Below are 24,342 nucleotides of genomic sequence, written 5' to 3'. Positions count from 1 at the left end.
ACGAATTGAGCAAGTCCCTGCAAGCCATTCGTGGCATGAACGATATTCTGCCGGCCCAGACGCCGGTCTGGCGCTACCTCGAGACGACCTTCGCACAGCTGCTCGATAGCTACGGTTACAGCGAGATTCGTCTGCCGATTCTTGAGTTCACCGATCTGTTCGCCCGTGGAATCGGTGAGGGCACCGACGTGGTCGACAAGGAAATGTACACCTTCCTGGACCGTAACGAGGAATCACTGACGCTGCGTCCAGAGGGCACTGCCGGTTGCGTGCGCGCGGTGCTTGAGCATGGCATGACTGGGGGCGGGCAGGTACAGAAACTCTGGTACGCAGGGCCCATGTTCCGCTATGAAAAGCCGCAGAAAGGCCGCTATCGTCAGTTTCACCAGATCGGCGTTGAGGTGTTCAATCAGCCCGGACCGGATATCGATGCCGAGCTGATCGTGCTTACGGCTCGACTTTGGAAGAAGCTTGGCCTATCCGGTGCAGTCAGCTTGCAGCTGAACAGCTTAGGTTCCAGCGAGGCGAGGGCGACCTATCGGGACGCATTGGTGGCGTACCTGCAGCAGCATTTCGAGCAACTCGACGAAGACAGCCAGCGCCGTCTGACGAGCAACCCGCTGCGTATTCTCGACAGCAAGAATGCTCAGACCCAAGCACTGCTCGCCGATGCGCCGACCTTGCATGATTATCTCGACGAAGAGTCTCGTACACACTTCGAAGGCCTCAAGGCCCGTCTCGAAGTGGCAGGAATCGACTACCAGATCAATCCCAAGCTGGTGCGGGGCCTGGATTACTACGGCCGGACCGTGTTCGAGTGGGTGACCGATAAACTGGGCTCGCAAGGTACCGTTTGTGCGGGTGGTCGCTATGACGGGCTTGTCACTCAATTTGGCGGCAAGCCGACGCCGGGCGTAGGTTTCGCCATGGGCATCGAGCGTCTGGTGTTGCTACTCGAGACGCTCGAATTGGTGCCTGAGGAGCTTGATCAGCCGGCCCATGCTTACATCTGTGCCTTCGGTGAGGCGTCCGAACTGGCTGCACTCGGCCTGGCTGAGCGATTGCGCGATGCGTTGCCCGGCCTGCGCTTGCTGGTCAACGCGGGCGGCGGGAGTTTCAAGAGTCAGTTCAAGAAAGCTGACAAGAGCGGCGCCCGGTTCGCACTGATTCTGGGTGACGACGAACTGGCCGGTCGCGTGGTAGGTTGCAAGCCGCTGCGCGACGATAGCGAGCAACAAAGCATTGCCTGGGATGCTCTGCCCGAGTGTCTGGCTGCCTGTTTGGCGTGAGCAAACAGGTCCGATTTCAGCGAATGTAAGGAGTGACAGTGTGACCTCGGGTACCGAAGAAGAACAACTGGCGCAAATCAAGGAATGGTGGCAGCGGAACGGCAAACCATTGCTGATGGGGGGCGCGCTTGCTCTGGTGCTGGTATTTGGCTGGCAGTTCTGGCAGAAGCACCAGCTCAATCAGGCCCAGAGCGCCTCGACGATCTACCAGCAGTTGCTGAATGCCGCGTTGGAAGAAGGTAAAGCAGATACCGCCGAGGTCTCGCGATTGGGCAATCTGCTGCAGAAAGAATTTGCAGGCTCTCACTACGCTCAGTACGGCAGCCTCTTCGTCGCCAAGGTGGCGGTGGAGTCCGGACGTCTCGACGAGGCCGCAACAGAGTTGCAGGCGGTGCTGGACAAGCCTTCCGACAAAACTCTGGAAGAGCTGGCTCGCCAACGTTTGGCCCGTATTCTGGCGGCTCAGGACAAGGCTGAAGAAGGGCTCGCACTCTTGGAAGGCGACGCGGTTGAAGCATTTGCCGCCAGCCGCGAAGAGTTGCGGGGTGATCTGCTGGTCAAGCTTGAGCGTCCTGACGAGGCCCACGCTGCCTATTCCAAGGCGAAAGAATTGCTGTCGCAGGATGCTGCAATTGGTGGCCTGCAGCTGAAACTTGACGATCTGGCTCGTGGAGAGGCGTGAATTGATGCGTTGGAAAACTGCAGCATTGCTGACCCTGGCCGTCCTGGCGGCGGGTTGCAGCAGCAATGACAAGAAAGAACCCGAGCCCGCCGAACTGGTCAAGTTTGACGCTGAAATCCAGCTGAAAGAACAGTGGAGCCGCTCCATCGGCGATGGCCAGGGCGAGACCTATAATCTGCTGACTCCCGTTGTCTACGGTAACGAGATATTTGCTGCCGACGTTGAAGGGTTGGTCGTGGCAATGGACCGTACGACCGGCAAGGTCAACTGGAAGAACGACCTGGAGGTCCCGATCTCGGGTGCAGTGGGCGCTGGCTATGGTCTGGTTCTGGTCGGTACGCTACGGGGTGAAGTGTTGGCGCTGGATGTTTCGACCGGCGAAGAACGTTGGCGCAGCCAGGTCAGCAGCGAGGTACTTGCTGCGCCTGCCGTGAACGGCGATGTCGTGGTGGTTCAGACTCAGGATGATCGCGTCATTGCGCTCGAAATCGACACCGGAGCGCAACGTTGGAGTTACGAAAGCTCGCCGGCGGTGCTGACGCTACGGGGTACTGGAGCGCCACTGCTGACCAATGAACTGGCGATCGCCGGCCTTTCCAGTGGAAAGGTGGTGGCGCTGGACACCCGTCGCGGATTACCGATCTGGGAGCAGCGGGTCGCCATTCCACAAGGTCGTTCCGAACTTGAACGCGTAGTCGATATCGACGGCGGGTTGCTTCTTTCAGGCGGAACCTTGTATGTCGCTTCCTTCCAGGGCCGCGCCGCAGCGTTGGATCTCGAAAGCGGTCGGATTCTCTGGCAACGCGATGCGTCCACCGCGACCGGCCTTGCGATGGGGTATGGCAGTGTCTACGTGAGCCAAGCCGACGGCACGGTGCTAGGCATCGATGAGCGATCGACGACCGTGCTATGGAGCAACGATTCGCTGCTACGTCGGCAGCTTTCCGCCCCGGCGGTTTTTTCTAGCTACGTCGTGGTGGGAGACAAGGAGGGCTATCTGCACTTCCTCAGCCAGGTTGATGGGCGTTTCGTCGCGCGAACTCGCGTCGATAGCGCCGGGGTGCGAGCTCGACCCGTGGTCGAAGGTGACTGGCTGTATGCCTACGGCAACGATGGCAAGCTTGTCGCGATGACTATTCGCCAGGCGGATTGACAGCCTCGCGCCATGTACCTTGTTCCGTCCAGACGGAACAACAAATATTCGGCCGCTGCCTTGCAGCGGCCTTCGTGTTTTCTGAAATATCGCAGTGGAGAGCCGTATGGTTCCCGTAATCGCCCTGGTGGGTCGCCCGAACGTTGGCAAGTCCACCCTGTTTAATCGTCTGACCAAAAGCCGTGACGCCATTGTCGCGGAATATGCCGGTCTGACCCGTGATCGCCAGTATGGCGAGGCCAAATGGCAGGGCCGCACCTACATCGTCATCGACACTGGTGGTCTGACCGGCGATGAGGAGGGCATCGACGCCAAGATGGCCGAGCAGTCCCTGCAAGCCATGCAAGAGGCCGATGCGGTGATGTTCATGGTTGACGCGCGTGCCGGCATGACGCCTGGCGATCAGATGATTGCCGAGCACCTGCGCAAGATGAACAAGCGCCACTTCCTGGTGGCGAACAAGGTCGACAGCATCGATCCGGATATCGCCCGAGCGGAATTCAGCCCGTTGGGCCTGGGCGACGCCCTGCCGATCGCCGCCGCCCATGGCCGTGGTATCACCCATATGCTCGAGCAGGCGCTCGGCATGTTCCCCAAGGACAACGCCGAAGTTGCCGAAGCCGAGGGTGAAGAGGGCGAGACGGTTGCCGAAGGAGAAGAGCTCAAGCGCATCCCTGGACCGAGCGAAAAGGATGGCATCAAGATCGCGATCATCGGCCGACCCAATGTGGGCAAGTCGACGCTGGTCAATCGCATGCTCGGCGAGGAACGGGTCATCGTTTATGACCAGGCCGGTACAACCCGCGACAGCATCTACATTCCCTTCGAACGTGACGACGCGAAGTACACACTGATCGACACGGCCGGTGTGCGCCGCCGGGGCAAGATCTTCGAGGCCGTGGAAAAGTTCTCGGTGGTCAAGACGCTGCAGGCGATCCAGGACTCCAACGTCGTGATTTTCGTCATGGATGCCCGCGAGGGCGTGGTCGAACACGACTTGAACCTGCTTGGTTTCGTGCTGGAAAGCGGCCGCGCGCTGGTTATTGCGCTGAACAAGTGGGACGGCATGGAGCCGAGTGAGCGCGACTATGTGAAGACCGAGCTGGAGCGCCGGCTGTTCTTCGTCGAGTTCGCCGACATCCACTTCATCTCCGCCAAGCATGGCACCGGCGTCGGTAATCTGTACAAGTCCGTGCAGGCCTCCTTCGCTTCAGCCGTGACTCGATGGCCCACCAGCCGTCTGACGCAGATCCTTGAAGATGCGGTTCGCGAGCATGCGCCGCCGATGGTTGCCAGCCGCCGGATCAAGCTTCGTTACGCGCACTTGGGCGGCGCCAACCCGCCGCTGATCGTGATCCATGGCAACCAGGTCGACTCGATCCCCAAGTCCTACACCCGTTATCTGGAAAACACCTACCGACGCGTTTTGAAGCTGGTCGGTACGCCCATCCGTATCGAGTACAAGGGCGGGGAAAACCCTTACGAGGGCAAGAAAAACACGCTTACCGACCGCCAGGTCAACAAGAAGCGCCGTCTCATGTCGCACCACAAGAAGGCGGAGAAGAAGCGCCGCGACAAGCGCTAGTTTCTCAGGTCTCGTCGAACGACTGGTCCAAGGCCTGTCGTGCATGCCTCGGCTTGACGCCCTGGCGGGCCGGGTTGCCGACCACGGTCGTGTGTGGTGAAACGGCTTGCAGCACCACCCTGCTGGCGTCGACCTTGGCGCCCTCGCCGATTTTCGATATTGCCGAGAATCTTCGCTCCTGCGCCGATCATCACACCGCTGCGTACCTTTGGGTGCCGGTGGCCGCACACCTTGCCGGTCCTGCCCAACTCTAGAAGCCAATGCCGCAGGCCCGGACACCCTCGTATCCGCCCGCCATGATCGGCTATTCTGTTTTCCCCTGCCGAAGCCCCGTACGGCAGGTCTGTCGGAAGGCTGTCATGCTCATCAGTAAGTTGCCCACTGTCGGCACCACCATTTTCACCACCATGTCGCAGCTGGCGGCTGAAACCGGCGCGTTAAACCTGTCGCAGGGATTCCCCGACTTCGATGGGCCTGATGCGCTGCGCGAAGCGGTTGCCCGTCATGTGATGGAAGGGCACAACCAATACGCGCCAATGACCGGCTTACCGGCACTGCGTGAGCAAGTGGCACTGAAGGTCAGCTCGCTATATGGCCTCCAGGTCAGCGCCGAGGCCGAGGTCACGATCACGCCCGGGGCGACGCAAGCGATTTTCTGTGCGATTCACGCGGTCATCCGCTCGGGCGATGAGGTGATCGTGTTCGATCCCTGCTATGACAGCTACGAGCCCGCGGTGGAGCTCGCTGGTGGCGTATGTATTCATCAAGCGCTGAGCTTGCCGTCGTTCGGCATCGACTGGCAAAGGCTGGCCGATGCGATTACGCCGCGCACTCGGATGATCGTGCTCAACACGCCGCACAATCCGAGTGGAGCGCTGATCGACATGGCGGATCTGGATCGCCTGGCTGATCTGATCCGCGACCGGGATATCTACCTGCTCAGCGACGAAGTCTATGAACACCTGGTGTTCGACGGACGCGAGCACGTCAGTGTGCTGCGTCACGACGAGCTGTATCAGCGGGCATTCGTTGTGAGTTCGTTCGGCAAGACCTACCACGTCACCGGCTGGAAGACCGGCTATGTCGTCGCTCCAGCGGCGCTCAGCAGCGAGCTGCGCAAAGTCCATCAGTACGTCAGTTTCACGGGGGTCACGCCTTTGCAATGGGCGCTGGCCGACTTCATGGCAGCGCACCCGGAGCATCTGAGCGAGCTGCCAGACTTCTACCAGGCCAAGCGGGATCTGTTCTGCGACCTGCTTGCCGGATCGCGCTTCAGCTTTACCCGCGCCGCCGGCACCTATTTCCAGCTGGCCGATTACTCGGCGATCCGCCCCGATCTCGACGACGTTGCCATGTCCGAATGGCTGACCCGCGAGCACGGCGTGGCGACTATCCCGATCTCCGTTTTCTATCAAACACCTCCTGCAGAGTCGCGGCTGGTCCGCTTCTGCTTTGCCAAACGAGAGGAGACGCTGCGCCAGGCAGCGGAACGACTATGCGCGATTTGAACAACCTGCCCGACCTCGAACTGGCTCTGATCCAGACCACCCTTGTCTGGCAGGACGCGGAGGCCAATCGAGAGCGTTTCGTTGGCTTGCTGGATGAGGCCCGCGGCGCTGACCTCATCGTGCTGCCAGAAATGTTCACCACGGCGTTCTCCATGAACTCCGCCGAGCTCGCCGAGCCTGAAGAAGGTCCGACCTACAGCTGGTTGCGTGAGCAGGCTGCACGAGTCGATGCGGTGATAACCGGTAGCGTGATCGTCGAAGCTGCGGATGGCAGTCACCGCAATCGCCTGCTCTGGGCGCGGCCTGATGGTGAGATTTCGCACTATGACAAGCGCCACCTGTTCCGCATGGCGGGCGAGCACAAGTACTACACGGCTGGCGAACAGCAAGCACTGTTCGAACTCAGCGGCTGGCACGTGCGGCCGCTGATCTGCTACGACTTGCGCTTCCCGGTCTGGAGCCGGGACCCTCATGACACCGACCTGTTGCTGTATACGGCTAACTGGCCGGCGGCACGTCGCAATGCGTGGAATCGTCTGTTACCGGCACGCGCGGTCGAGAACCTCTGCTATGTCGCGGCCGTTAACAGAATCGGCGAAGACGGCAAGGGCTACCCTTATAGCGGAGACTCGCAGGTACTCGATTATCTGGGGGATCCGCTACTCGAAGCGGGGGATGCGGATGGCGTGTTCCGCTCTACGCTGCGGGCGAGGGATCTGGCAGCGTTTCGCAGCAAATTCCCCGCGTATCACGATGGTGATGCATTCGAATTGAAGCTTTAGGGATGGTTATTACGTGGGGCGGCTGCATCCCGTCGCCAACGCCACAGCACCCAGCCATAGATCGCTAGATTGACTATCACCACCACTGCTGCAAGAAGGTATTGCACAGGCACGCTCAACCAGGATGGATAAATGAGTGGCAGCAGGTACTGCTCGACGAAGCTGCTTTCATAGCCGGCACCGCCGGCTAGCTTTCGCAGATGATTCTCCCAATGGGTGAGGGGGGAAAAGGCGTCCGGTCAGCTCCACGAATACCCCCCAGGCTACGGCCGGCAGGTGGAGTACCAGCAGCTGGCGTTTCCAGGCAACCAGCAGACCGCCTAGCAGCACGAACACGATAAAGCTCAAACGCAGAATGAGTACCGCATCGGCCCCGATCCTGTAGCTCATGAAGACGCCACTTCAGTCGTGCGAGTGAGGCGGGCGATCTGGCTGTCTTGAACTCTCGATAGCCAACTGACGGATATCAGTGCGCCGAGCAGTGCCATGAACATGTCTGACTGGGTATCCCAGGGGTCGCCCTGAGTCCCGAGGAAGGCTTCTGCACCTTGCCCGGCGAGCAGCGCCACCCACCATTCAATGAGTTCGTAGAACGCGCTGAAAGCAAGCGCAACGCAGAGCGAAAGAAGGCCCAGCATCTTGCCGGGCGCCACGATGCGCAAGCGCAGCAGAATCTCCCGAGCGAGCAGAGCCGGGGTTACCCCCTGGATGAAATGACCCAGTTTGTCGTACGGGTTGCGACTGAGTTCGAACCAATCCTGCACCCAGAAACCCGCCGGCACCCGGGCGTAGGTATAGGTGCCGCCCAGAATCAGAATCAGCGAATGAATGGCGATGACCCAATAGAGCAGCCGTGTCAGCGGGAAGCGTGGATAACTCCATAGCAGCAGCGGGGCGGCAATCAGTACCGGGGCCACCTCCAGCAGCCAGGTAGCTCGATCGTAGGGCGCGACACCGGACCAGATCAGTGCCAGCAACACCAGCATTGCCAAGGATGCGTAGAGCGTTTTGTCCTGCATTGGAGCTGCCAAAGTTGCCGTTCGTGCCGGCAGCATGCGCGGGCACACGGCGCGGCGCAATCAGATTGAGAGGCGGCCAGGTCTGATGGACGGCGGGGCTGATCAGCCCTGACGACCCGCCAGCGAACCGGAGCGGGATATCGACCGGGCGCAGCGCCGGAGGTCCACTGTGCCTACAAAACGGTTGGCATTACCCTGAGCGCACGCGACGCTGCGATTGCGCCACTGCTCCCATTCGCTGACCGGGTACTGGCGATTCCAGATGTCATAGAGGCGACGGTCCTGCTTGGACAGGCGCAACTTATAGCGCTCGCTCATATACAGGTAGGTGCGCGCAATCGCCCCGCGGCTGTAAACCGGCGGCATGGCGGTGCGCTGTTTGAAGTTGACCACGAAAGGGCAGGCGCCGTACTGGCTGGGCTTTTCGCTGAGCATACCGAAGCCGTAATTGCTGCGGTCGCCGTTCACTTCACCGACCACCGGTACCAGATTGTGCAGATCGGCTTCCGCCTGGCTGAACACCGGGTCGGTCGACGTGCAGTGTTTGCGTCCACCGTCCTGCCAGCATTGGCGCTGATGGCCGATCACCCATGCGGGAACGATGTGCTCCCACTCCACCCTCGCGGCACGCTTGGGCTGCTTGCGCGGAATGTAGCCACAACTGGCCAGATCGATCTGTTTGCCTTTGAAGGCGCAGCGGCAATAGAAATCCACGGGTCGCTCGGCGTACAACTGCCAGGCGATTTTCTTGGCTTCGCGAAAGGTGCGTGGAGCGTCGGCGTGTAGCTGAACCGGAAAAAGCAGGGCAAGCAGAAGCAGGCTGTAACAGCGCATGGGAATCTCGACGACTGACTGAGAAATGCATCCATGCGGGGCGCGCTATCTTATCTGTTGATCTGATAAATCCATATATAACAATAACTTACATAATGTCATTGAGCCTGCTGTTGGCCCAGCCGGTTGATCTGCAGCGAGGCCAGGATGACCAGCCCACCAACAGTCAGCAGTAGAAGATTAGTCTGCGTACCCCAGAACAGCAGATTGAGCACCAGCCCCACAGGCACCGCCATGTTGTTCATCACCGCCAGGGTGCCGGCATCCACCAGGGTGGCGCCCTTGTTCCAGCAGAACTGTCCGAGCGCGGTGGCCAGCACACCCATCCATACCAACACTGCCCATTGGTCGGTTGTGGTGGGGAGCTTTTCCGGGTTTCCGAACAGTAGCCAGGCCGGCAGTACGATCAGCAGCGCACCCATGAAAAAGTAGCCGAAGCGACGATGGAGTGGAATATCGGATGGATAACGCTGTGCCAGATGCTTGTAGCCGACCTGGCCGGCGGCAAAGGTGAAGTTGGCCAACTGTATCAAAAGGAAACCACCGAGAAAGTCGCGAGAAACACCGTCATAGCGAATCAGCCCGGCACCGAATACCGCAACGGCGGCCGCAACCAGTGCCCAGGGGTTGAAACGGCGGTTCAACGCGTCGTCTATCAACGTCACGTGCAACGGCGTCAGTACTGTGAATAACAGGACTTCGGCGACCGTCAGCACGTTGAAGCTCAGGTACAGGCAGAGGTAGGTGACGCCGAACTGCAACGCGCCGACCAGCGTGACGCCCGCTATGAAGCCCGGTGCAACGCCGCGCCAGCTAGTCAGAGGCAGGAATACCAGGCCGGCCAGCACTACGCGGGTCAGCACAGCGAAATAGCTGTCCACCTGGCCGGCGAGGTAGGCACCAATCAGGTTGAAGGAAAACGCCCACAGCAGGGTGACGAAAATCAGGTAGCGCATGCCGACTCCTCAGAAGGTCGGCGACCTTAGCGGCTCGGCGGCAAAGAAGGAAGGGCCGGTTCGAGCGCGCTGTTTTGGATCACGGGCGCGCTTCGGCCAAGCGCGCCCGTGCTGGGTGGATTACGCGGACTTCAGCGAGGCCATGTCGATGACGAAGCGGTACTTCACGTCACTCTTGAGCATGCGCTCGTAGGCCTCGTTGATGGTCTGGATATCGATCATCTCGATGTCCGAGACGATGTTGTGCTCGGCGCAAAAGTCGAGCATCTCCTGGGTTTCGGCAATGCCGCCAATCAGCGAGCCGGCCAAACGACGGCGCTTGAAAATCAAGCCGAACACGCTCGGTGAGGGATGCGGCGAAGCGGGTGCCCCCACCAGGGTCATGGTCGCGTCGCGCTTGAGCAGCGACAAGAAAGCATCAAGATTGTGGGGCGCTGCAACGGTATTGAGGATGAAGTCGAAGCTGTTCAGGTGCGCGCTCATCTCGTCCTGGTTCTTCGATACTACGACTTCGCTGGCCCCCAGACGCAGGGCGTCTTCCTTCTTGTCGGGCGAGGTGGTGAACAGCACGACATGCGCGCCCATGGCATTGGCAATCTTCACCGCCATGTGCCCAAGGCCACCGAGACCGACCACGCCGACCTTTTGACCGGGGCCTACCTTCCACTGGCGCAGCGGCGAATAGGTGGTGATGCCTGCACATAGCAAGGGCGCGACAGCGGCAAGCTTGTCTTCGGTATGCGAGATGCGCAGGACGAATTTCTCGTTCACCACGATGTTGTCGGAATAGCCGCCAAAGGTGTTCTCGCCACCGCCAAACGCGGGACCATTGTAGGTGCCGACAAAACCATTCTCGCAATACTGCTCGAGACCCTCGCCGCAAGAAGGGCAGCTCTGACAGCTGTCGACCAGGCAGCCAACGCCAGCGATGTCGCCGACCTTGAAGCGGTTGACCGACTCGCCAACGGCACTGACCCGGCCAACGATCTCGTGGCCCGGAACGGAGGGGTAGAGGGTGTTGTGCCATTCGTTGCGGGCGGTGTGCAGATCCGAATGGCAGACGCCGCAGAAGAGAATGTCGATCTGTACATCGTTCGGCCCTACGGCACGGCGCGAGAAGGTGTGAGGTGCGAGTGGTGTGCTTGGGTCAAATGCGGCGTAACCAATGGTTGTACTCATGGGCGCTCCTGTGGCGTTTTATCGGGCGGACGGAAGTGCTCAAGCCTATGCCAATAGCGAGCAGGTCCGATTGCACAATCCTGCCGATGACTCACGCATTTCTGCTGGAATGAGATAGACCTGGCCTGGGCGGAGGTGTTCGGTACGTGATGCGCCGGGTTTTGGCAAGCGATTGCTTGTCTGTCACGCAGCGACGAAACGGTGGGTCGGGAGCAGATGCTGCCGTCAGAGTAGCGGCAAGCGGTGGGCCATCGTGCCGCCTCCCAGGCGGCTCTAGTTGCAGCGTGGCGGGCCCTGCGCAGAACCCGCCATCTCCGTTTAGGCTGCTTTCAGCTCGGCCTCACGCAGAGCCCGGTTGAGGGCGCTGAACAAGGCGCGAATGCTGGCGGTGGTGATGTTTTCGTCAATGCCGATGCCATGCAGCGGGCGCTCGCCATCCAGACGCACTTCGATATAGGCTGCGGCCCGCGCATTGCTGCCGGCACCGATCGAGTGCTCGTGGTAATCCATGATCTCCAGCTTCACGGGCAAGCCGGCGACCAGCGCTTCCAACGGCCCTTTGCCGATCCCACGCCAGTGCATGGTTTCACCCTCGCTGGTGACTTCCACCTCCACGGCGCTGGTGCCGTTTTCTTCCTGCAAACGATGGCTCTTCAGGGCGTACGGCGCCGTGGCTTGCAGGTATTCACCCTCCAGCAGGGAATAGATCTGCTTGGCGTTCATCTCCAGTCCCAGACGATCGGTTTCCTTCTGCACCACCTGGCTGAATTCGATCTGCATGCGGCGCGGCAGGCTGATGCCGTACTCCTGTTCCAGCAAGTAGGTGATGCCGCCTTTGCCCGACTGGCTGTTGACGCGAATCACCGCCTCGTAGCTGCGACCGATGTCGGCCGGGTCGATCGGCAGGTAGGGCACCTCCCAGACGCCATTCGGATCCTGCTGGCTGAAGCCCTTGCGGATGGCGTCCTGGTGGGAGCCGGAGAAGGCGGTATGGACCAGATCGCCCACATAAGGATGGCGTGGGTGCACCGGCAACTGATTGCATTCCTCAACCACCTTGCGCAGGGCATCGATGTCAGAGAAATCCAGCTGCGGATCGACGCCCTGGCTGTACATGTTCAGCGCTACGGTCACCAGATCGACATTGCCGGTGCGCTCGCCGTTGCCGAACAGGCAGCCCTCGACGCGATCCGCCCCGGCCATCAGGCCCAGCTCAGTGGCAGCCACGCCCGTGCCGCGGTCGTTGTGGGTGTGCAGGCTGATCAGCACGCAGTTGCGCTTGTTAATCTGGCGGCCGAAATATTCGATCTGGTCGGCATAGATGTTCGGCGTGGCGGCCTCAACGGTGGCCGGCAGGTTGAGGATCAGCTTCTTCCCAGGCGTCGGTTGGAATACGCCGATCACAGCGTTGCAGACCTCGACGGCGAAGTCGGTCTCAGTGGAGCTAAACACCTCGGGTGAATATTCGAAGCGCCAATCGGTTTCCGGCGCCGCATCGGCGAGACGCTTGACCACCTGCGCAGCGGCGACAGCGATGTTCACCACACCAGCCTTGTCCTGGTTGAACACGATGCGACGGAAGCTCGGCGCGGTCGCGTTGTAGTAATGAACGATGGCCCGCTTGGCACCCTTGAGCGATTCGAAGGTGCGGGTGATCAGGTCCTCGCGAGCCTGAGTCAGCACCTGAATGGTGACGTCATCCGGAATATGCCCACCTTGGATCAACTCCCGAACGAAATCGAAATCGGTCTGTGATGCCGAGGGAAAGCCCACTTCGATCTCCTTCAGGCCGATCTGCACCAGCGTCTTGAAGAAACGCATCTTCTTCGCCGCGTCCATCGGCTCGATCAGCGACTGGTTGCCGTCGCGCAAATCGGAGCTCAGCCAGATCGGAGCCTGGGTGATGGTCCGCGATGGCCAGGTACGGTCAGGCAGATTGATCACCGGAAACGCGCGATATTTGTTTGAAGGATCTTTGAGCATGGTCATGGCGATTTCCTTGAGCAGCTCCCCGAAGCGCGGCGCGAAGCAGGGAGGGCAGAGCAGGTCGATGCGTATTTATGGTCCGAATGTAGGGCGCACCTATCGGGTATTGCAACTGTCTCGAAAAAAATGGTGAAAAACACTAATAAAAATCCATAAAGGAAAATAAACAGTCGATTGGTCGCCGTAATCGAAGATTGATTGCTCGGCTCGATTGCGGCCCCGTGTCGCACTCACCCTGCACCTCGGGGCGTGCGATCATCCGGCCACGATGAGCAGTAGCCGATCCACGGCAGGATTTACGTGAGACGCAAAGGACAGTTCACAGCGGGTCTCTGGCTTGGCCTGTTTGCCATGCTGATGATCCATGTGGGTCCGCTCTATTCAGCATCGCAGCTTAAGGCTGCCCAGCACGACGCTGCAGCTCCGGTCGCGCACCAGCATCATTATCACGATGCAAAGGGTCATTCGTCAGCGCTGCATTCTCCCTCGCGCTCGGATAGCCAGCCGGCGTGGCTCGCTTCGCTCGACCTCTGTGGTTACTGTGAGCTGTTGACGCTGAGTCCGCCGTTGGTCCTGGCGTTCGCGCCTGCGTTGCCTTATTTCCCGCCTGTTTACGCACGGCTGGTTCCTCGACAGCCCCTGCCGGCCATGCCACGCCTCACCGGCGGCCATGCGCGGGCGCCACCCGTATTTCACTGCTGATTTCCGAGCCGCTAACGCGCGGTTCCTCCTAAATCTCAGAAGTGGAAGAACTTTATGTCCAGAATCACCCCTGTGCGGGCGGTAGCCTCGCGTCTGCCCGTCAACCTTTCCCTGCAGCCTTTGCGCTTGCGTTGGCAGTTGGCTCACCTCGCGCTGTTAAGCGCCTTGGCGGGCCAAGGCATGGCCGCTGAAGCCAACCCCGAATCGACCATCCAGCTCACGCCCATGATCATTACCGGCGTGGCGCAGCAGTCCCCGCTTAAAGTGGTCACCGATCCGAAGATTCCGCGCCAGCCAATGCCGGCCAGTGACGGCGCGGATTATCTGAAGACCATTCCGGGCTTCTCCGCGGTGCGCAACGGTGGAGTAAACGGCGATCCGGTGTTCCGCGGTATGTTCGGCTCTCGGTTGAAACTGCTCAGCAATGGCGGCGAAATGCTTGGTGCATGTCCGAATCGCATGGATTCGCCGAGCTCCTATATCAGCCCGGACACCTTCGACAAGCTAACCGTCATCAAAGGGCCGCAAACCGTGCTCTGGGGGCCCGGCGCTTCGGCGGCCACGGTGCTTTTCGAGCGCGAGCCGGAGCAGTTCAGCGAACCCGACTACCGCCTCAACGCCAGTCTGCTGACCGGCTCCAACGGTCGTTTCGACCGCAACCTGGATGCCGCCGTGGGTAGCACACAGGGTTACGCGCGGCTGATGGCCAACAGCTCGCAGGCTGACGACTACGCGGACGGCAATGGCGATACCGTGCCGTCGCGCTATGACAAGTGGAACACCGATGTCGCGCTCGGCTGGATGCCGGATGCGGACACCTTGGTCGAGCTGACCGCAGGCCGTGGCGACGGCTTCGCCCGCTACGCCGGACGCGGCATGGATGGCAGCCAGTTCCAGCGTGAAAGTCTCGGGCTGCGCTTCGAGAAGACCGATATCGGTGAGACCTTCTACGGGCTGGAGGCGCAGGTCTATTACAGCTACGCCGACCACGTCATGGACAACTACAGCCTGCGCGATTTCGTTCCGACAATGATGATGACCCAGCCGACCCTGTCGCGGGTCGACCGCCGCACGCTGGGTGGCCGGCTGGTCGGCACCTGGCAATGGTCCGATGTCGACTTGAAGGCCGGCATTGATGCGCAGCGCAGCGAGCATCGCAAGGTCATGAACCCGGCCGGTGCGGTCAATCAGATGGTGGCGGCGGCGGGTAGCGACGCGCTGCCCTGGGTGCCGGATGCCGTCCTGCACAGTTACGGCCTGTTCGGCGAGCTGACCTGGCAGCTCAGCGAACGTGAGAAAGTCATCAGCGGTCTGCGGCTGGATCTGCACGAGGCGACCGACGAGCGAGCATTCTTCAACAGCCATCACCCGACGCTGAAGAACATGATGGGCATGCCGGTCAGTCAGGATTGGACCAATCCGACGGCAGGGGACACCCGGCGTGACACGCTCTACAGCGGCTTCATGCGCTACGAAAAAGAGCTCGCCAGCATGCCGGTCACCGGGTACGCCGGCCTCGGTCATGCCGAACGGTTCCCTGATTACTGGGAGCTGTTCGTCTCCAACCCAGGTCCAGTCGGCAGCGTGCAGCCGCTCGATTCGGTGCGGCCGGAGAAGACCACGCAGCTGGATATCGGCCTGCAGTATGCCGATGGCCCGCTGCAAGCCTGGGTCTCCGCGTACGCCGGTTTGGTCGAAGACTACATCCTGTTCAGCTATGTGCCCGGCGTGATGCCCAGCATGCTCCGCGCGGAGGTAAGCAACATTGACGCCGCCATTGCCGGTGGCGAGATGGGCGCAAGCTACCGGTTCACCCGCAACTGGAAAGGCGATGCGAGCCTTGCCTACGCATGGGGAAAGAACCGCAGCGATGACCGTGCCATGCCGCAGATCCCACCGCTGGAGGGGCGGTTTGGCCTGACCTACGAGCGTGACGACTGGAGCACCAGTGGCCTCTGGCGAGTGGTCGCGTCGCAGAGCCGGGTTGCAAAAAACCAGGGTACCGTCGTCGGCAAGGACTTCGACGAGAGTGCCGGCTTTGGCGTGCTGGCGGTCAACGGTGCCTATCGTTTGGATCAGCACTTCAAGGTAAGCGCGGGTGTGGACAATCTGTTGGACAAAGCCTACAGCGAGCACCTCAACCTAGCCGGCAGCGCGGGCTTCGCCGACTACGGGCTCGACGCAACCCGTCGTGTCAACGAGCCGGGCCGCACCTATTGGGCGCGGATCGACATGAGCTTCTGACACGCATTGTCAGCAGACATGAGCAGCCAGCGGTGATCTTCCACTGCTGGCTGCAATCAGCCGTTTTGGGTCTTGTCGTCGTCGAGCCGGTCGCTCGGTTGGGGCAACTGCGGCATCGGTCGGCTGAGCAGCTGGCTGACCGAGCCATAGCCCTCGCGCATGTCCGCACCGCTCGGGTGCTGGAACACGCGCAGACCGAACTCGGGCAGGATTGCCAGCAGGTGATCGAAAATGTCTGACTGGATCGCCTCGTACTGGGTCCAGGCGACGGTGTTGGTGAAGCAGTAAATCTCGAGCGGCAAGCCGTCAGCGGTAGGGCTGAGCTGGCGCACCATCAGGGTCATGCCTTGGTGAATGCCTCCATGGCTGCGCAGGTAGCGCTCCACGTAGGCGCGGAAGCTGCCAATGTTGGTGATGCGTCGAGTATTCACCGGCTCCTTGCCGCGCTCTTCAAGCTTGGCATTCCACTCGTCAATCTCTCGGCGTTTTTCGGTGAGGTATTCATCGAGCAGGTTGAAACGATGCAGGCGCTCGCATTCGTCGTTGCTGAGAAAATGCACGCTTTGCTGATCCAGAAATAGGCTGCGCTTGATCCTGCGGCCTCCGCTTTCCTGCATGCCTCGCCAGTTCTTGAACGAGTCGCTGATAAAGCGCTTGGTCGGGATGTTGCTGATGGTCTTGTCCCAGTTCTGCACTTTTACCGTATGCAGAGCAATGTCGATGACATCGCCGTCGGCGTTTAGCTGCGGCATTTCCACCCAGTCGCCAACACGGATCAGGTCGTTGGAGGTGATCTGCACGCTGGCCACCAATGAAAGAATGGTGTCCTGAAATATCAGCATCAATACCGCCGCCATGGCGCCAAGGCCGGACAGCAGGATCAGCGGCGAACGGTCGATCAGGGTGGCGATGATGAGGATGGTGGCGACCGCGTACAGCACGATCTTGACCACCTGCAGATAGCCCTTGATGGGGTGCACATGCGCATCGGCGCGGCGCTGGTACATCATGTTGATGATGTCCAGCAGCGCACCCAGGGCGAGGGCGATGGTCAGCACGATGAAGCCGCCGCAGACATTGCGCACGACTGTGACGGCCGCTTCCGGTAAGCCCGGTACGGCATTCACGCCAATCGACAGCACCAACGCCGGCACGATGTTGGACAACCGGCGAATGATGCCGAAGTCCTGCAGCTGAGTTTCGCGAGTGCTGCGCAGCATTTTGTACAGACCGCGCACCAAGATGCGCTTGACCACCCAGTTGGCCAGCCAGGCCGCGAACACCAGCGCCGCGCTGGCGACCAGCGTTTCCAGTTCGGCATGCTCGCTCAGCCATTCCAGCCAGACCTTCAATTCTTCCTGCATCGTACCGCTCCGTCAGTTGGCGTCAGACCGCAACCACATGCCAGGGGCTGTCCTATTAGCGGATGAACTCGCGGCTGATCGAGCGGAAGAGGTCGGTCCCTGCCTGTTCCATCCATTCGAACGCAACCATTTCGCGCGAAACGATGCTGGCGCCGGCTTGTTGCATGCGTGCCAGACCAAGCGCTTTATCGCTGGCGCGGCGCGATCCGACAGCCTCTTCGACCACGAACACCTGATTGCCGCGAGCCAGCAGATCGAGCACGGTCTGCAGTACGCAGATATGGGTTTCGATGCCGCTAATGATGAATTGCTTGCGCTCGCCGCCGGGGCGCCTGAACAGTTCGCCATCGCGCGCTGCGGAAAAATGCAGCTTCTCGATGATCGCCTCGTCAGCCATGCCATCGCGCAGGGCTGCGATCGTAGGCCCGAGGCCCTTGCTGTACTGCTCGGTGACCAGCACCGGCACACCGACGCGTTGGGCGACCTGGATCAGCCAGGCGCTGTGCTCGGCCAACGTGGTGTGGTCTTCGATGGCGGGAAATAGCCTTTCCTGAATGTCGATGATGACAAGCGTCGAATTCTGCGCATTGATGAGCATATGGGGTCCTTGGGGCGGGTCAGGGTTTGAACGCACCGATGAAGATCGACGGGTCGACCCGTGCATCGTTTAGGCTGACGTTCCAGTGTAGATGCGGGCCGGTGGCTCGGCCGGTGGAGCCGACCTTGCCGAGCATGGCACCACGGGAAAGCTCGTCGCCGACCTTCACATCAATCTGCGACAAATGACAGAACATGCTGATCAGGCCTTGGCCGTGGTCGACGAACACGGTTTTGCCATTGAAGAAATAATTGCCGCTGAGAATGACCTTGCCGGCAGCCGGTGTCTTGATCGGTGTACCGGTCTTCGCAGCGAAATCCAGCCCGGAATGCGGGTTGCGCTCTTCACCATTGAAGAAGCGGCGCAGCCCAAATGGCGAGGACAGCGGGCCGTTGACCGGCTTGTCGAATAAGAGGTTACTGGGCTGGCGCGGGCTGAACTGCCTATAGGCCCGTGTCTGTTCGTCCAGTTCGCGCTCGATACGCTTGAGGTCGGCGGGGTTGGGGTTGACCTGGCGCTGGTTCTTTAAGGTGATGCGCTGTTCGCGGTAGGTGCGCGGTTCGACACGGAAGCTATGTGCCTGGCCGTCGACTTCCAGCGAGTGCTGACCGGCTTTGACCGACAGTGGAACGCCGACAATGGCGATCCAGCGCTGGTCATCTTCGCGTACCACCAGCACGGGTTTGCCGTCGTACCGTGCTTTCGGCGCGCTGGCATCGTTACCCAGGTCGATTACCGCAACGCCCCCCGGTACGGGTTTGTTGAGCAGACGGGTGAGAAAACCTTCGGCGTGGACGGGAAGTGAGAGGCAGAGCAGCAGGGCAAGAGCAAAACGCATAAGAGTCCTGGGCAGAAAGTGGGTTAGTCCAGCAGTGACAAGGTGACGGGCGTCTGATGGTTGTCTTCGACCCTGACGTCCAGCTCGCCTTCGCCCAGACGCGCCCTGAGTCGTTGGCCGGGCTGGGTCTGGCCCGCATGCCGAATGGCCTGGCCGCGTTCGTCGAGCAGGATGCTGTAGCCACGTGACAAGGTGGCGAGCGGGCTGACGACATTCAGCGTCTGCGCCAGTCCCTGTAAATGTTGGCGATGGCCTTTCAGGGTGTCCTGCATCGCCCGGGGTAGGCGGCCGGACAGATGATCGAGGCGTTGGCGCAACAGGTTCAGGTTTCGGCCTGGGTGCTGGCCCGCAAGGCGTGTTTCGAGGCGGGCGAGGCGTTCCTGCCCGGCGCCTAGCCGACGGTCGATGCCGCGCAGCAGGCGTTGTTCGAGATCGTCGATGCGCTGGGCCTGTTGTTGCAGACGCTCGCCGGGGTGTCGCAGCCGGCGTGTCAGGCCTTCGAGGCGAGATGCCTCGCGGTGTAAACGGTCCCGCATCCGCAGCAGCAAGCGCTGGCGCAGGCCATCGAGTCGCTGGCGCACGTCGGCGCTGCTGGGAGCCAGGAGTTCGGCCGCGGCTGACGGGGTCGGTGCGCGCACATCGGCAACGAAGTCGGCAATGGAAACGTCGGTTTCATGGCCCACGGCGCAAACGATCGGCGTCTCGCAGGCTGCCACGGCGCGTGCGACCAGCTCTTCGTTGAAGCACCACAGGTCTTCCAATGAACCGCCGCCGCGCGCCAGGATCAGCGCATCGAAGCCGCCACGGTCGGCCAGTTCTAGTGCGCGGACGATTTGTGCCGTCGCTTCGCGACCCTGGACTGGGGTCGGTACCAGCGTCAGGGCAACATGCGGCGCACGTCGACGGAACACCGAAATGATGTCGCGGATCACCGCACCGGTGGGCGAGCTGACGATGCCAATACGTTGCGGGTGAGCGGGCAGGGCGCGCTTGCCGGAGGCGTCGAACAAGCCTTCGGCGCTTAACTTGTCTTTTAGCGCTTCGAAGGCCAGGCGTAGCGAGCCGTCGCCCGCTGGCTCGACGTTGTCGAGAATCAACTGATAGTCGCCGCGGCCCTCGAACAAGGACACCCGTCCGCGCACTTTCACCGCGAGGCCGTCGCGCAATGCCTGACGCACACGCAAGGCGTTCTGTCGGAACAGCGCGCAGCGCACCTGCGCACTCTTGTCCTTCAGCGTGAAGTAGACGTGGCCGGATGCCGGCTTGGACAGGTTGGATATTTCGCCTTCTACCCACACCTGGGCGAAGACATCTTCGAGCAGCAGCCGCGCGCGACCGTTGAGCTGGCTGACGGTCAGCACTTCACGGTCGAGATTGAGGCGTTGGAAAGGATCTTTGAGCATGCCGGGATGATAAGGGAAAGTATGGTTAGGCGCTGAGGGCGAATGGCCAAACGGACAACAGGCGACGCCGCGTCGTTGACCTGCGCTGAGTAGTCATTAAGCTGCGCCGCTTTCTTCGCCTCCTTTCGAGTCAGTCATGAGTCATAGTCAAGCGATCGTCGTGCCGCGTATCTCATCCTTTCCTGGCCATGAAGCCAAGGCGCGAATGATCCTGCGTTGGCTTGCCGAGCGGCGCATCGTCGAGGCGCTGCCAACTACCTGTGGGCGCGGTGTTGGCGGCATGGCCTATGCGCTTGGATCGGGTGCGCGCAACGTTGTGCTGCAGCCTGAGCGGTTGCCGTTCGCTGAGCCGATCAATGGCTTGGAGGTCGTGACCAAGCGCTGCATCTACACGCCGACCCGGGCGTTTGCCGAGGAGGCCGGATGCCCTGAATGTCGGCAAGAGATTGGTGAGGCGCTGTTCGAGAGTCTCGACGAGTGGATGCCTGCACAGACCGACACCTTCACCTGTCCGGAATGCGGGTACGAGGATGACATCAACGGCTTCCTGTTCATTCCTGCCTGCGGCTTTTCTAATCTTGGCTTCATCTTCAACGGTTGGGGCGAGGCTGTATTTGCGCAGTCCTTTCTTGACGAGTTCGCTGGACGGCTGGGATTCAAGGTGGCGGTGGTGGTTGCGTAGGGGTGACCGCTCAGTCATTTTTTCGACGTAGCGAAGCGGAACGCGCGCGGCGGACCTTACAACTGCATTGAGCGTAATGGTATGCGTGGGTATAATGCCGCGCTTCCTTTTTCCCGCCTGGGAGCCCCCGCCATGCTGCGTATCAGCCAAGAAGCCTTGACTTTCGATGATGTTCTCCTGATCCCGGGATATTCCGAGGTCCTGCCGAAAGATGTCAGCCTCAAGACCCGCCTGACCCGCGAAATCGAGCTGAACATTCCCCTTGTTTCGGCGGCAATGGACACCGTCACCGAAGCCCGTCTGGCCATCGCCATGGCGCAGGAAGGCGGCATCGGCATCATTCACAAGAACATGAATGTCGAGCAGCAGGCCGCTGAGGTGCGCAAGGTCAAGCGCCACGAAACGGCCATCGTTCACGATCCGGCGACCGTGACGCCTGAAACCAAGATCAGCGAACTGCTGCGCAAGGCGCGGGAGCTTGGTTTCTCTGGCTTCCCTGTGGTCTCGGGCAAAGAGCTGGTGGGTATCGTCACCGGGCGCGACCTGCGCTTCACACCGAACGTCGGTGATTCGGTTGCCGCGATCATGACGCCGAAGGAAAAGCTGATCACCGTTCAGGAAGGCACCGGGCTCGAGGAAATCAAAACCAAACTCTACGAGCACCGCATCGAAAAGATGCTGGTAGTCGACGGCAACTTCCACCTGCGCGGCCTGGTGACCTTCCGTGATATCGAGAAGGCCAAGACTTACCCGCTGGCCTCCAAGGATGATCAGGGCCGCCTGCGTGTCGGTGCTGCCGTTGGGACTGGCGCTGATACGGCTGAACGTGTCGAAGCGTTGGCTGCTGCCGGCGTCGACGTGATCGTTGTAGACACCGCACACGGCCATTCCCGCGGCGTGCTCGACCGCGTTCGCTGGGTGAAGGATAACTTCCCGCAGGTGCAGGTCATTGGCGGCAACATCGCCACGGCCGAAGCTGCGCTGGATCTGGTCAAGGCCGGCGCCGACGCGGTCAAGGTCGGCATCGGCCCGGGCTCGATCTGCACCACGCGTATCGTCGCCGGTGTCGGTGTACCGCAGATTTCCGCTATCGCCAACGTGTCGGCTGCCCTTGAAGGCACCGGCGTGCCGATGATCGCCGATGGCGGCATCCGCTTCTCCGGTGACCTGTCCAAGGCTATCGTCGCCGGTGCCAATGCCGTGATGATGGGCTCGATGTTCGCCGGTACCGAGGAAGCTCCGGGCGAGATCGAGCTGTTCCAGGGCCGCTCCTACAAGGCCTACCGCGGCATGGGCTCGCTGGGCGCCATGTCCCAGGCGCAGGGTTCGTCGGATCGTTACTTCCAGGACTCCTCCGCTGGCGCCGAAAAGCTGGTGCCGGAAGGCATCGAAGGGCGCGTGCCGTACAAGGGCTCGCTGGCGGCAATCATTCACCAGCTGATGGGCGGCCTGCGCGCCTCCATGGGCTATACCGGTAGCGCGACCATCGATCACATGCGCACCCACCCGCAGTTCGTGCGCATCACGGGTGCCGGCATGGCCGAGTCCCATGTGCATGATGTGCAGATCACCAAGGAAGCGCCCAACTACCGGGTTGGTTGATATTTCTGTCGCTGGAGGCTGATCGCCAAGCGGCTGGATGGGCTATGCCTCGTTCAGCCGCTTGCGTTCAGCCTTCAGCCATTTTTCCCAGGGGAAAAAAATGGCCCATCAAGACATTCACGCTCACCGCATCCTGATTCTGGACTTCGGCTCGCAGTACACCCAGCTGATCGCCCGTCGCGTGCGCGAACTCGGCGTCTACTGCGAATTGCATCCGTTCGACATGAGCGATGAGGACATTCGCGACTTCGCGCCGCGCGGCATCATCCTGGCTGGCGGCCCGGAGTCGGTGCACGCCGAAGGTAGCCCGCGCGCGCCGCAGGCCGTGTTCGATCTCGGTGTACCGCTGTTCGGTATCTGTTACGGCATGCAGACCATGTCGGAGCAGCTGGGCGGCAAGGTGCAGGGTTCGGATGAGCGCGAGTTCGGTTACGCGCGCGTCGATCTGGTTGGCAAGTCCAAGCTGTTCGACGGCATCGAAGATCACATGGATGATGACGGCGTGTTCGGCCTCGACGTCTGGATGAGCCACGGCGACAAAGTAACGACGCTGCCGGAAGGCTTCCACATCCTGGCCAGCACACCGAGCTGCCCGATTGCTGCCATGGGTGATGATGACCGTCGCTACTATGGCGTGCAGTTCCACCCGGAAGTGACCCATACCCGTCAGGGCGGGCGCATTCTGTCGCGTTTCCTGCTGGAAATCTGCGGCTGCGAAGCGCTGTGGACGCCGTCCAACATCGTCGATGATCTGGTCGAGCAGGTTCGCAATCAGGTCGGTTCGGCCAACGTGCTGCTGGGCCTGTCCGGTGGCGTCGATTCGTCGGTCGTTGCGGCGCTGTTGCACAAAGCCATCGGTGATCAACTGACCTGCGTGTTCGTCGACAACGGCCTGCTGCGTCTGCACGAAGGCGACCAGGTAATGGCGATGTTCGCTGAGAACATGGGTGTCAAGGTGATCCGTGCCGACGCCGAGGCACAGTTCCTCGATAACCTCGCCGGCGAAGCTGATCCGGAAAAGAAGCGCAAGATCATCGGCCGTACCTTTATCGATGTGTTCGATGCCCAGGCCAGCAAGCTCGACAACATCCAGTACCTCGCTCAGGGCACCATCTACCCGGACGTCATCGAGTCCGCTGGTGCCAAGAGCGGCAAGGCCCACGTGATCAAGTCGCACCACAACGTCGGTGGCCTGCCGGAGGAGATGAACCTCAAGTTGGTCGAGCCCCTGCGCGAGCTGTTCAAGGACGAGGTCCGCAAGATCGGCCTTGAGCTCGGCCTGCCTTACGACATGGTCTACCGCCATCCCTTCCCAGGCCCGGGCCTGGGCGTGCGCATCCTCGGCGAGGTGAAGAAGGAGTACGCCGACCTGCTGCGTCGCGCGGACCACATCTTCATCCAGGAGCTGCGCAACTTCGACTGGTACCACAAGACCAGCCAGGCCTTCGTGGTGTTCCAGCCGGTTAAGTCGGTGGGTGTCGTCGGCGATGGTCGCCGCTACGCCTGGGTCGTCGCCCTGCGTGCGGTAGAAACCATCGACTTCATGACTGCACGCTGGGCACATCTGCCGTATGAGCTGCTGGAGAAGGTCTCCAACCGCATCATCAACGAAATCGACGGTATCTCACGCGTGACGTACGACGTATCGAGCAAGCCGCCAGCGACTATTGAGTGGGAGTGATATCAGGTCCTTCGAGGACTATCGATACCTATCGATAAGGTGCTGTAACGTGTTGATTTATAATAAAATACGTCGCGTCACCTATCGGTAGCTATCGCCAGGCAGCGGGATGGTTTGGCGGTACTGGTAACGGTAAGAACCGAAGGCCGGATTCGGACCCTCCCGTTTACTATCGAGACCAAACCGGTCTTTGACGGTAAATCTCTCCTCCGGAAAGCTTCCGTCATGCGGCTTTCCCGGCATCAGCAGGTCTCC

The 24,342-nt window shown here is 60.8% G+C and carries 20 protein-coding genes and 2 pseudogenes; 11 read left to right on the top strand and 11 right to left on the bottom strand.

Translation table 11 applies throughout. From position 1 onward, the window contains the following. Positions 1-5 precede the first annotated feature (5 nt). From hisS to der, 4 genes are all read left to right on the top strand, one after another. Positions 6-1,289 (top strand): histidine--tRNA ligase, encoded by a 1,284-nt coding sequence (gene hisS, locus ACQKEK_RS13660; RefSeq protein WP_499143156.1) that lies wholly within the window; start codon positions 6-8, stop codon positions 1,287-1,289. 40 nt (positions 1,290-1,329) lie between these two features. Beyond that, a complete protein-coding gene (locus ACQKEK_RS13655) occupies positions 1,330-1,971 on the top strand; it encodes a YfgM family protein (RefSeq protein WP_499143154.1) in 642 nt (213 codons plus the stop codon). A gap of 4 nt (positions 1,972-1,975) precedes the next feature. Then, a complete protein-coding gene (gene bamB / locus ACQKEK_RS13650) occupies positions 1,976-3,124 on the top strand; it encodes an outer membrane protein assembly factor BamB (RefSeq protein ID WP_499143152.1) in 1,149 nt (382 codons plus the stop codon). A gap of 106 nt (positions 3,125-3,230) precedes the next feature. Further along, a complete protein-coding gene (der, locus tag ACQKEK_RS13645; protein WP_499143150.1) occupies positions 3,231-4,709 on the top strand; it encodes a ribosome biogenesis GTPase Der in 1,479 nt (492 codons plus the stop codon). 4 nt (positions 4,710-4,713) lie between these two features. Here der and ACQKEK_RS13640 read toward each other — a convergent pair. After that, positions 4,714-4,957: pseudogene (locus ACQKEK_RS13640) on the bottom strand (serine O-acetyltransferase); the annotation flags it as partial. Positions 4,958-5,068: 111 nt separating this feature from the next. Between ACQKEK_RS13640 and ACQKEK_RS13635 the strand changes: the two are divergent. After that, positions 5,069-6,217, top strand: coding sequence for a pyridoxal phosphate-dependent aminotransferase (locus ACQKEK_RS13635; RefSeq protein WP_499143148.1), 1,149 nt, complete (start codon positions 5,069-5,071; stop codon positions 6,215-6,217). Then, entirely contained in the window at positions 6,205-6,999 is a 795-nt protein-coding gene (locus ACQKEK_RS13630) for an amidohydrolase (RefSeq protein WP_499143146.1), read from the top strand. The genes ACQKEK_RS13635 and ACQKEK_RS13630 overlap by 13 nt, the downstream gene beginning before the upstream one ends. On the opposite strand, the pseudogene ACQKEK_RS13625 reads toward ACQKEK_RS13630, so the two are convergent. The 6 genes and pseudogenes from ACQKEK_RS13625 to leuA form a co-directional block, all read right to left on the bottom strand. After that, positions 6,996-7,389 (bottom strand): annotated as a pseudogene (locus ACQKEK_RS13625) (DUF2784 domain-containing protein). The gene ACQKEK_RS13630 and the pseudogene ACQKEK_RS13625 overlap by 4 nt on opposite strands. After that, the gene (locus ACQKEK_RS13620; RefSeq protein ID WP_499143145.1) at positions 7,386-8,018 is read right to left on the bottom strand and encodes a DUF2238 domain-containing protein; all 633 of its coding nucleotides are present in this window, start codon (positions 8,016-8,018) and stop codon (positions 7,386-7,388) included. The pseudogene ACQKEK_RS13625 and the gene ACQKEK_RS13620 overlap by 4 nt, the downstream one beginning before the upstream one ends. A 102-nt stretch (positions 8,019-8,120) precedes the next feature. Beyond that, the gene (locus ACQKEK_RS13615) at positions 8,121-8,852 is read right to left on the bottom strand and encodes an endonuclease (protein WP_499143143.1); all 732 of its coding nucleotides are present in this window, start codon (positions 8,850-8,852) and stop codon (positions 8,121-8,123) included. A 98-nt stretch (positions 8,853-8,950) separates the two neighbouring features. Beyond that, positions 8,951-9,808, bottom strand: a complete 858-nt coding sequence (locus ACQKEK_RS13610; RefSeq protein WP_499143142.1) for a carboxylate/amino acid/amine transporter — start codon at positions 9,806-9,808, stop codon at positions 8,951-8,953. 120 nt (positions 9,809-9,928) lie between these two features. Then, positions 9,929-10,987: an NAD(P)-dependent alcohol dehydrogenase gene (locus ACQKEK_RS13605; RefSeq protein ID WP_045425283.1), complete on the bottom strand. Its 1,059-nt coding sequence runs from the start codon at positions 10,985-10,987 to the stop codon at positions 9,929-9,931. Between the two features lie 318 nt (positions 10,988-11,305). Continuing rightward, the gene (leuA, locus tag ACQKEK_RS13600) at positions 11,306-12,976 is read right to left on the bottom strand and encodes a 2-isopropylmalate synthase (RefSeq protein ID WP_499143141.1); all 1,671 of its coding nucleotides are present in this window, start codon (positions 12,974-12,976) and stop codon (positions 11,306-11,308) included. Between the two features lie 297 nt (positions 12,977-13,273). On the opposite strand from leuA, the gene ACQKEK_RS13595 reads away from it, so the two are divergent. Both ACQKEK_RS13595 and ACQKEK_RS13590 read left to right on the top strand, forming a co-directional pair. Continuing rightward, on the top strand, positions 13,274-13,675 hold the full coding sequence (locus tag ACQKEK_RS13595) for a DUF2946 domain-containing protein (RefSeq protein WP_128118865.1): 402 nt from the start codon (positions 13,274-13,276) through the stop codon (positions 13,673-13,675). Between the two features lie 54 nt (positions 13,676-13,729). Beyond that, positions 13,730-15,919, top strand: a complete 2,190-nt coding sequence (locus tag ACQKEK_RS13590) for a TonB-dependent copper receptor (protein ID WP_499143140.1) — start codon at positions 13,730-13,732, stop codon at positions 15,917-15,919. Between the two features lie 56 nt (positions 15,920-15,975). Here the strand turns inward: ACQKEK_RS13590 and ACQKEK_RS13585 are convergent, their stop codons facing one another. The 4 genes from ACQKEK_RS13585 to xseA are packed head-to-tail and all read right to left on the bottom strand — an operon-like array spanning position 15,976 to position 20,122. Further along, positions 15,976-17,283 carry a mechanosensitive ion channel family protein gene (locus ACQKEK_RS13585; RefSeq protein WP_499143138.1) on the bottom strand — a complete coding sequence of 436 codons (1,308 nt, stop codon included), beginning with the start codon at positions 17,281-17,283 and terminating at the stop codon, positions 15,976-15,978. Between the two features lie 55 nt (positions 17,284-17,338). Beyond that, positions 17,339-17,881: a hydrolase gene (locus ACQKEK_RS13580; RefSeq protein ID WP_128118867.1), complete on the bottom strand. Its 543-nt coding sequence runs from the start codon at positions 17,879-17,881 to the stop codon at positions 17,339-17,341. 19 nt (positions 17,882-17,900) lie between these two features. Then, entirely contained in the window at positions 17,901-18,719 is an 819-nt protein-coding gene (locus tag ACQKEK_RS13575; protein WP_499143137.1) for a peptidoglycan DD-metalloendopeptidase family protein, read from the bottom strand. Between the two features lie 23 nt (positions 18,720-18,742). Then, complete coding sequence (xseA, locus tag ACQKEK_RS13570) at positions 18,743-20,122, bottom strand: exodeoxyribonuclease VII large subunit (protein WP_499143135.1); 1,380 nt, start codon at positions 20,120-20,122, stop codon at positions 18,743-18,745. 136 nt (positions 20,123-20,258) lie between these two features. Here xseA and ACQKEK_RS13565 point away from each other — a divergent pair, with 136 nt between their 5' ends. From ACQKEK_RS13565 to guaA, 3 genes are all read left to right on the top strand, one after another. After that, a complete protein-coding gene (locus ACQKEK_RS13565) occupies positions 20,259-20,804 on the top strand; it encodes a sugar ABC transporter ATPase (RefSeq protein WP_499143134.1) in 546 nt (181 codons plus the stop codon). A gap of 132 nt (positions 20,805-20,936) precedes the next feature. Then, positions 20,937-22,406 (top strand): IMP dehydrogenase, encoded by a 1,470-nt coding sequence (gene guaB, locus ACQKEK_RS13560; RefSeq protein ID WP_045425305.1) that lies wholly within the window; start codon positions 20,937-20,939, stop codon positions 22,404-22,406. Positions 22,407-22,506: 100 nt separating this feature from the next. Further along, the gene (gene guaA / locus ACQKEK_RS13555; protein WP_045431660.1) at positions 22,507-24,087 is read left to right on the top strand and encodes a glutamine-hydrolyzing GMP synthase; all 1,581 of its coding nucleotides are present in this window, start codon (positions 22,507-22,509) and stop codon (positions 24,085-24,087) included. Positions 24,088-24,342: the final 255 nt, after the last annotated feature.

Origin of the sequence: Pseudomonas sp. NPDC077408 (assembly GCF_050269105.1) — a bacterium.
Lineage (GTDB): Bacteria > Pseudomonadota > Gammaproteobacteria > Pseudomonadales > Pseudomonadaceae > Stutzerimonas.
Note: the sequence above shows the minus strand (reverse complement) of the source record. Positions and strands in the feature narration are given on the sequence as shown.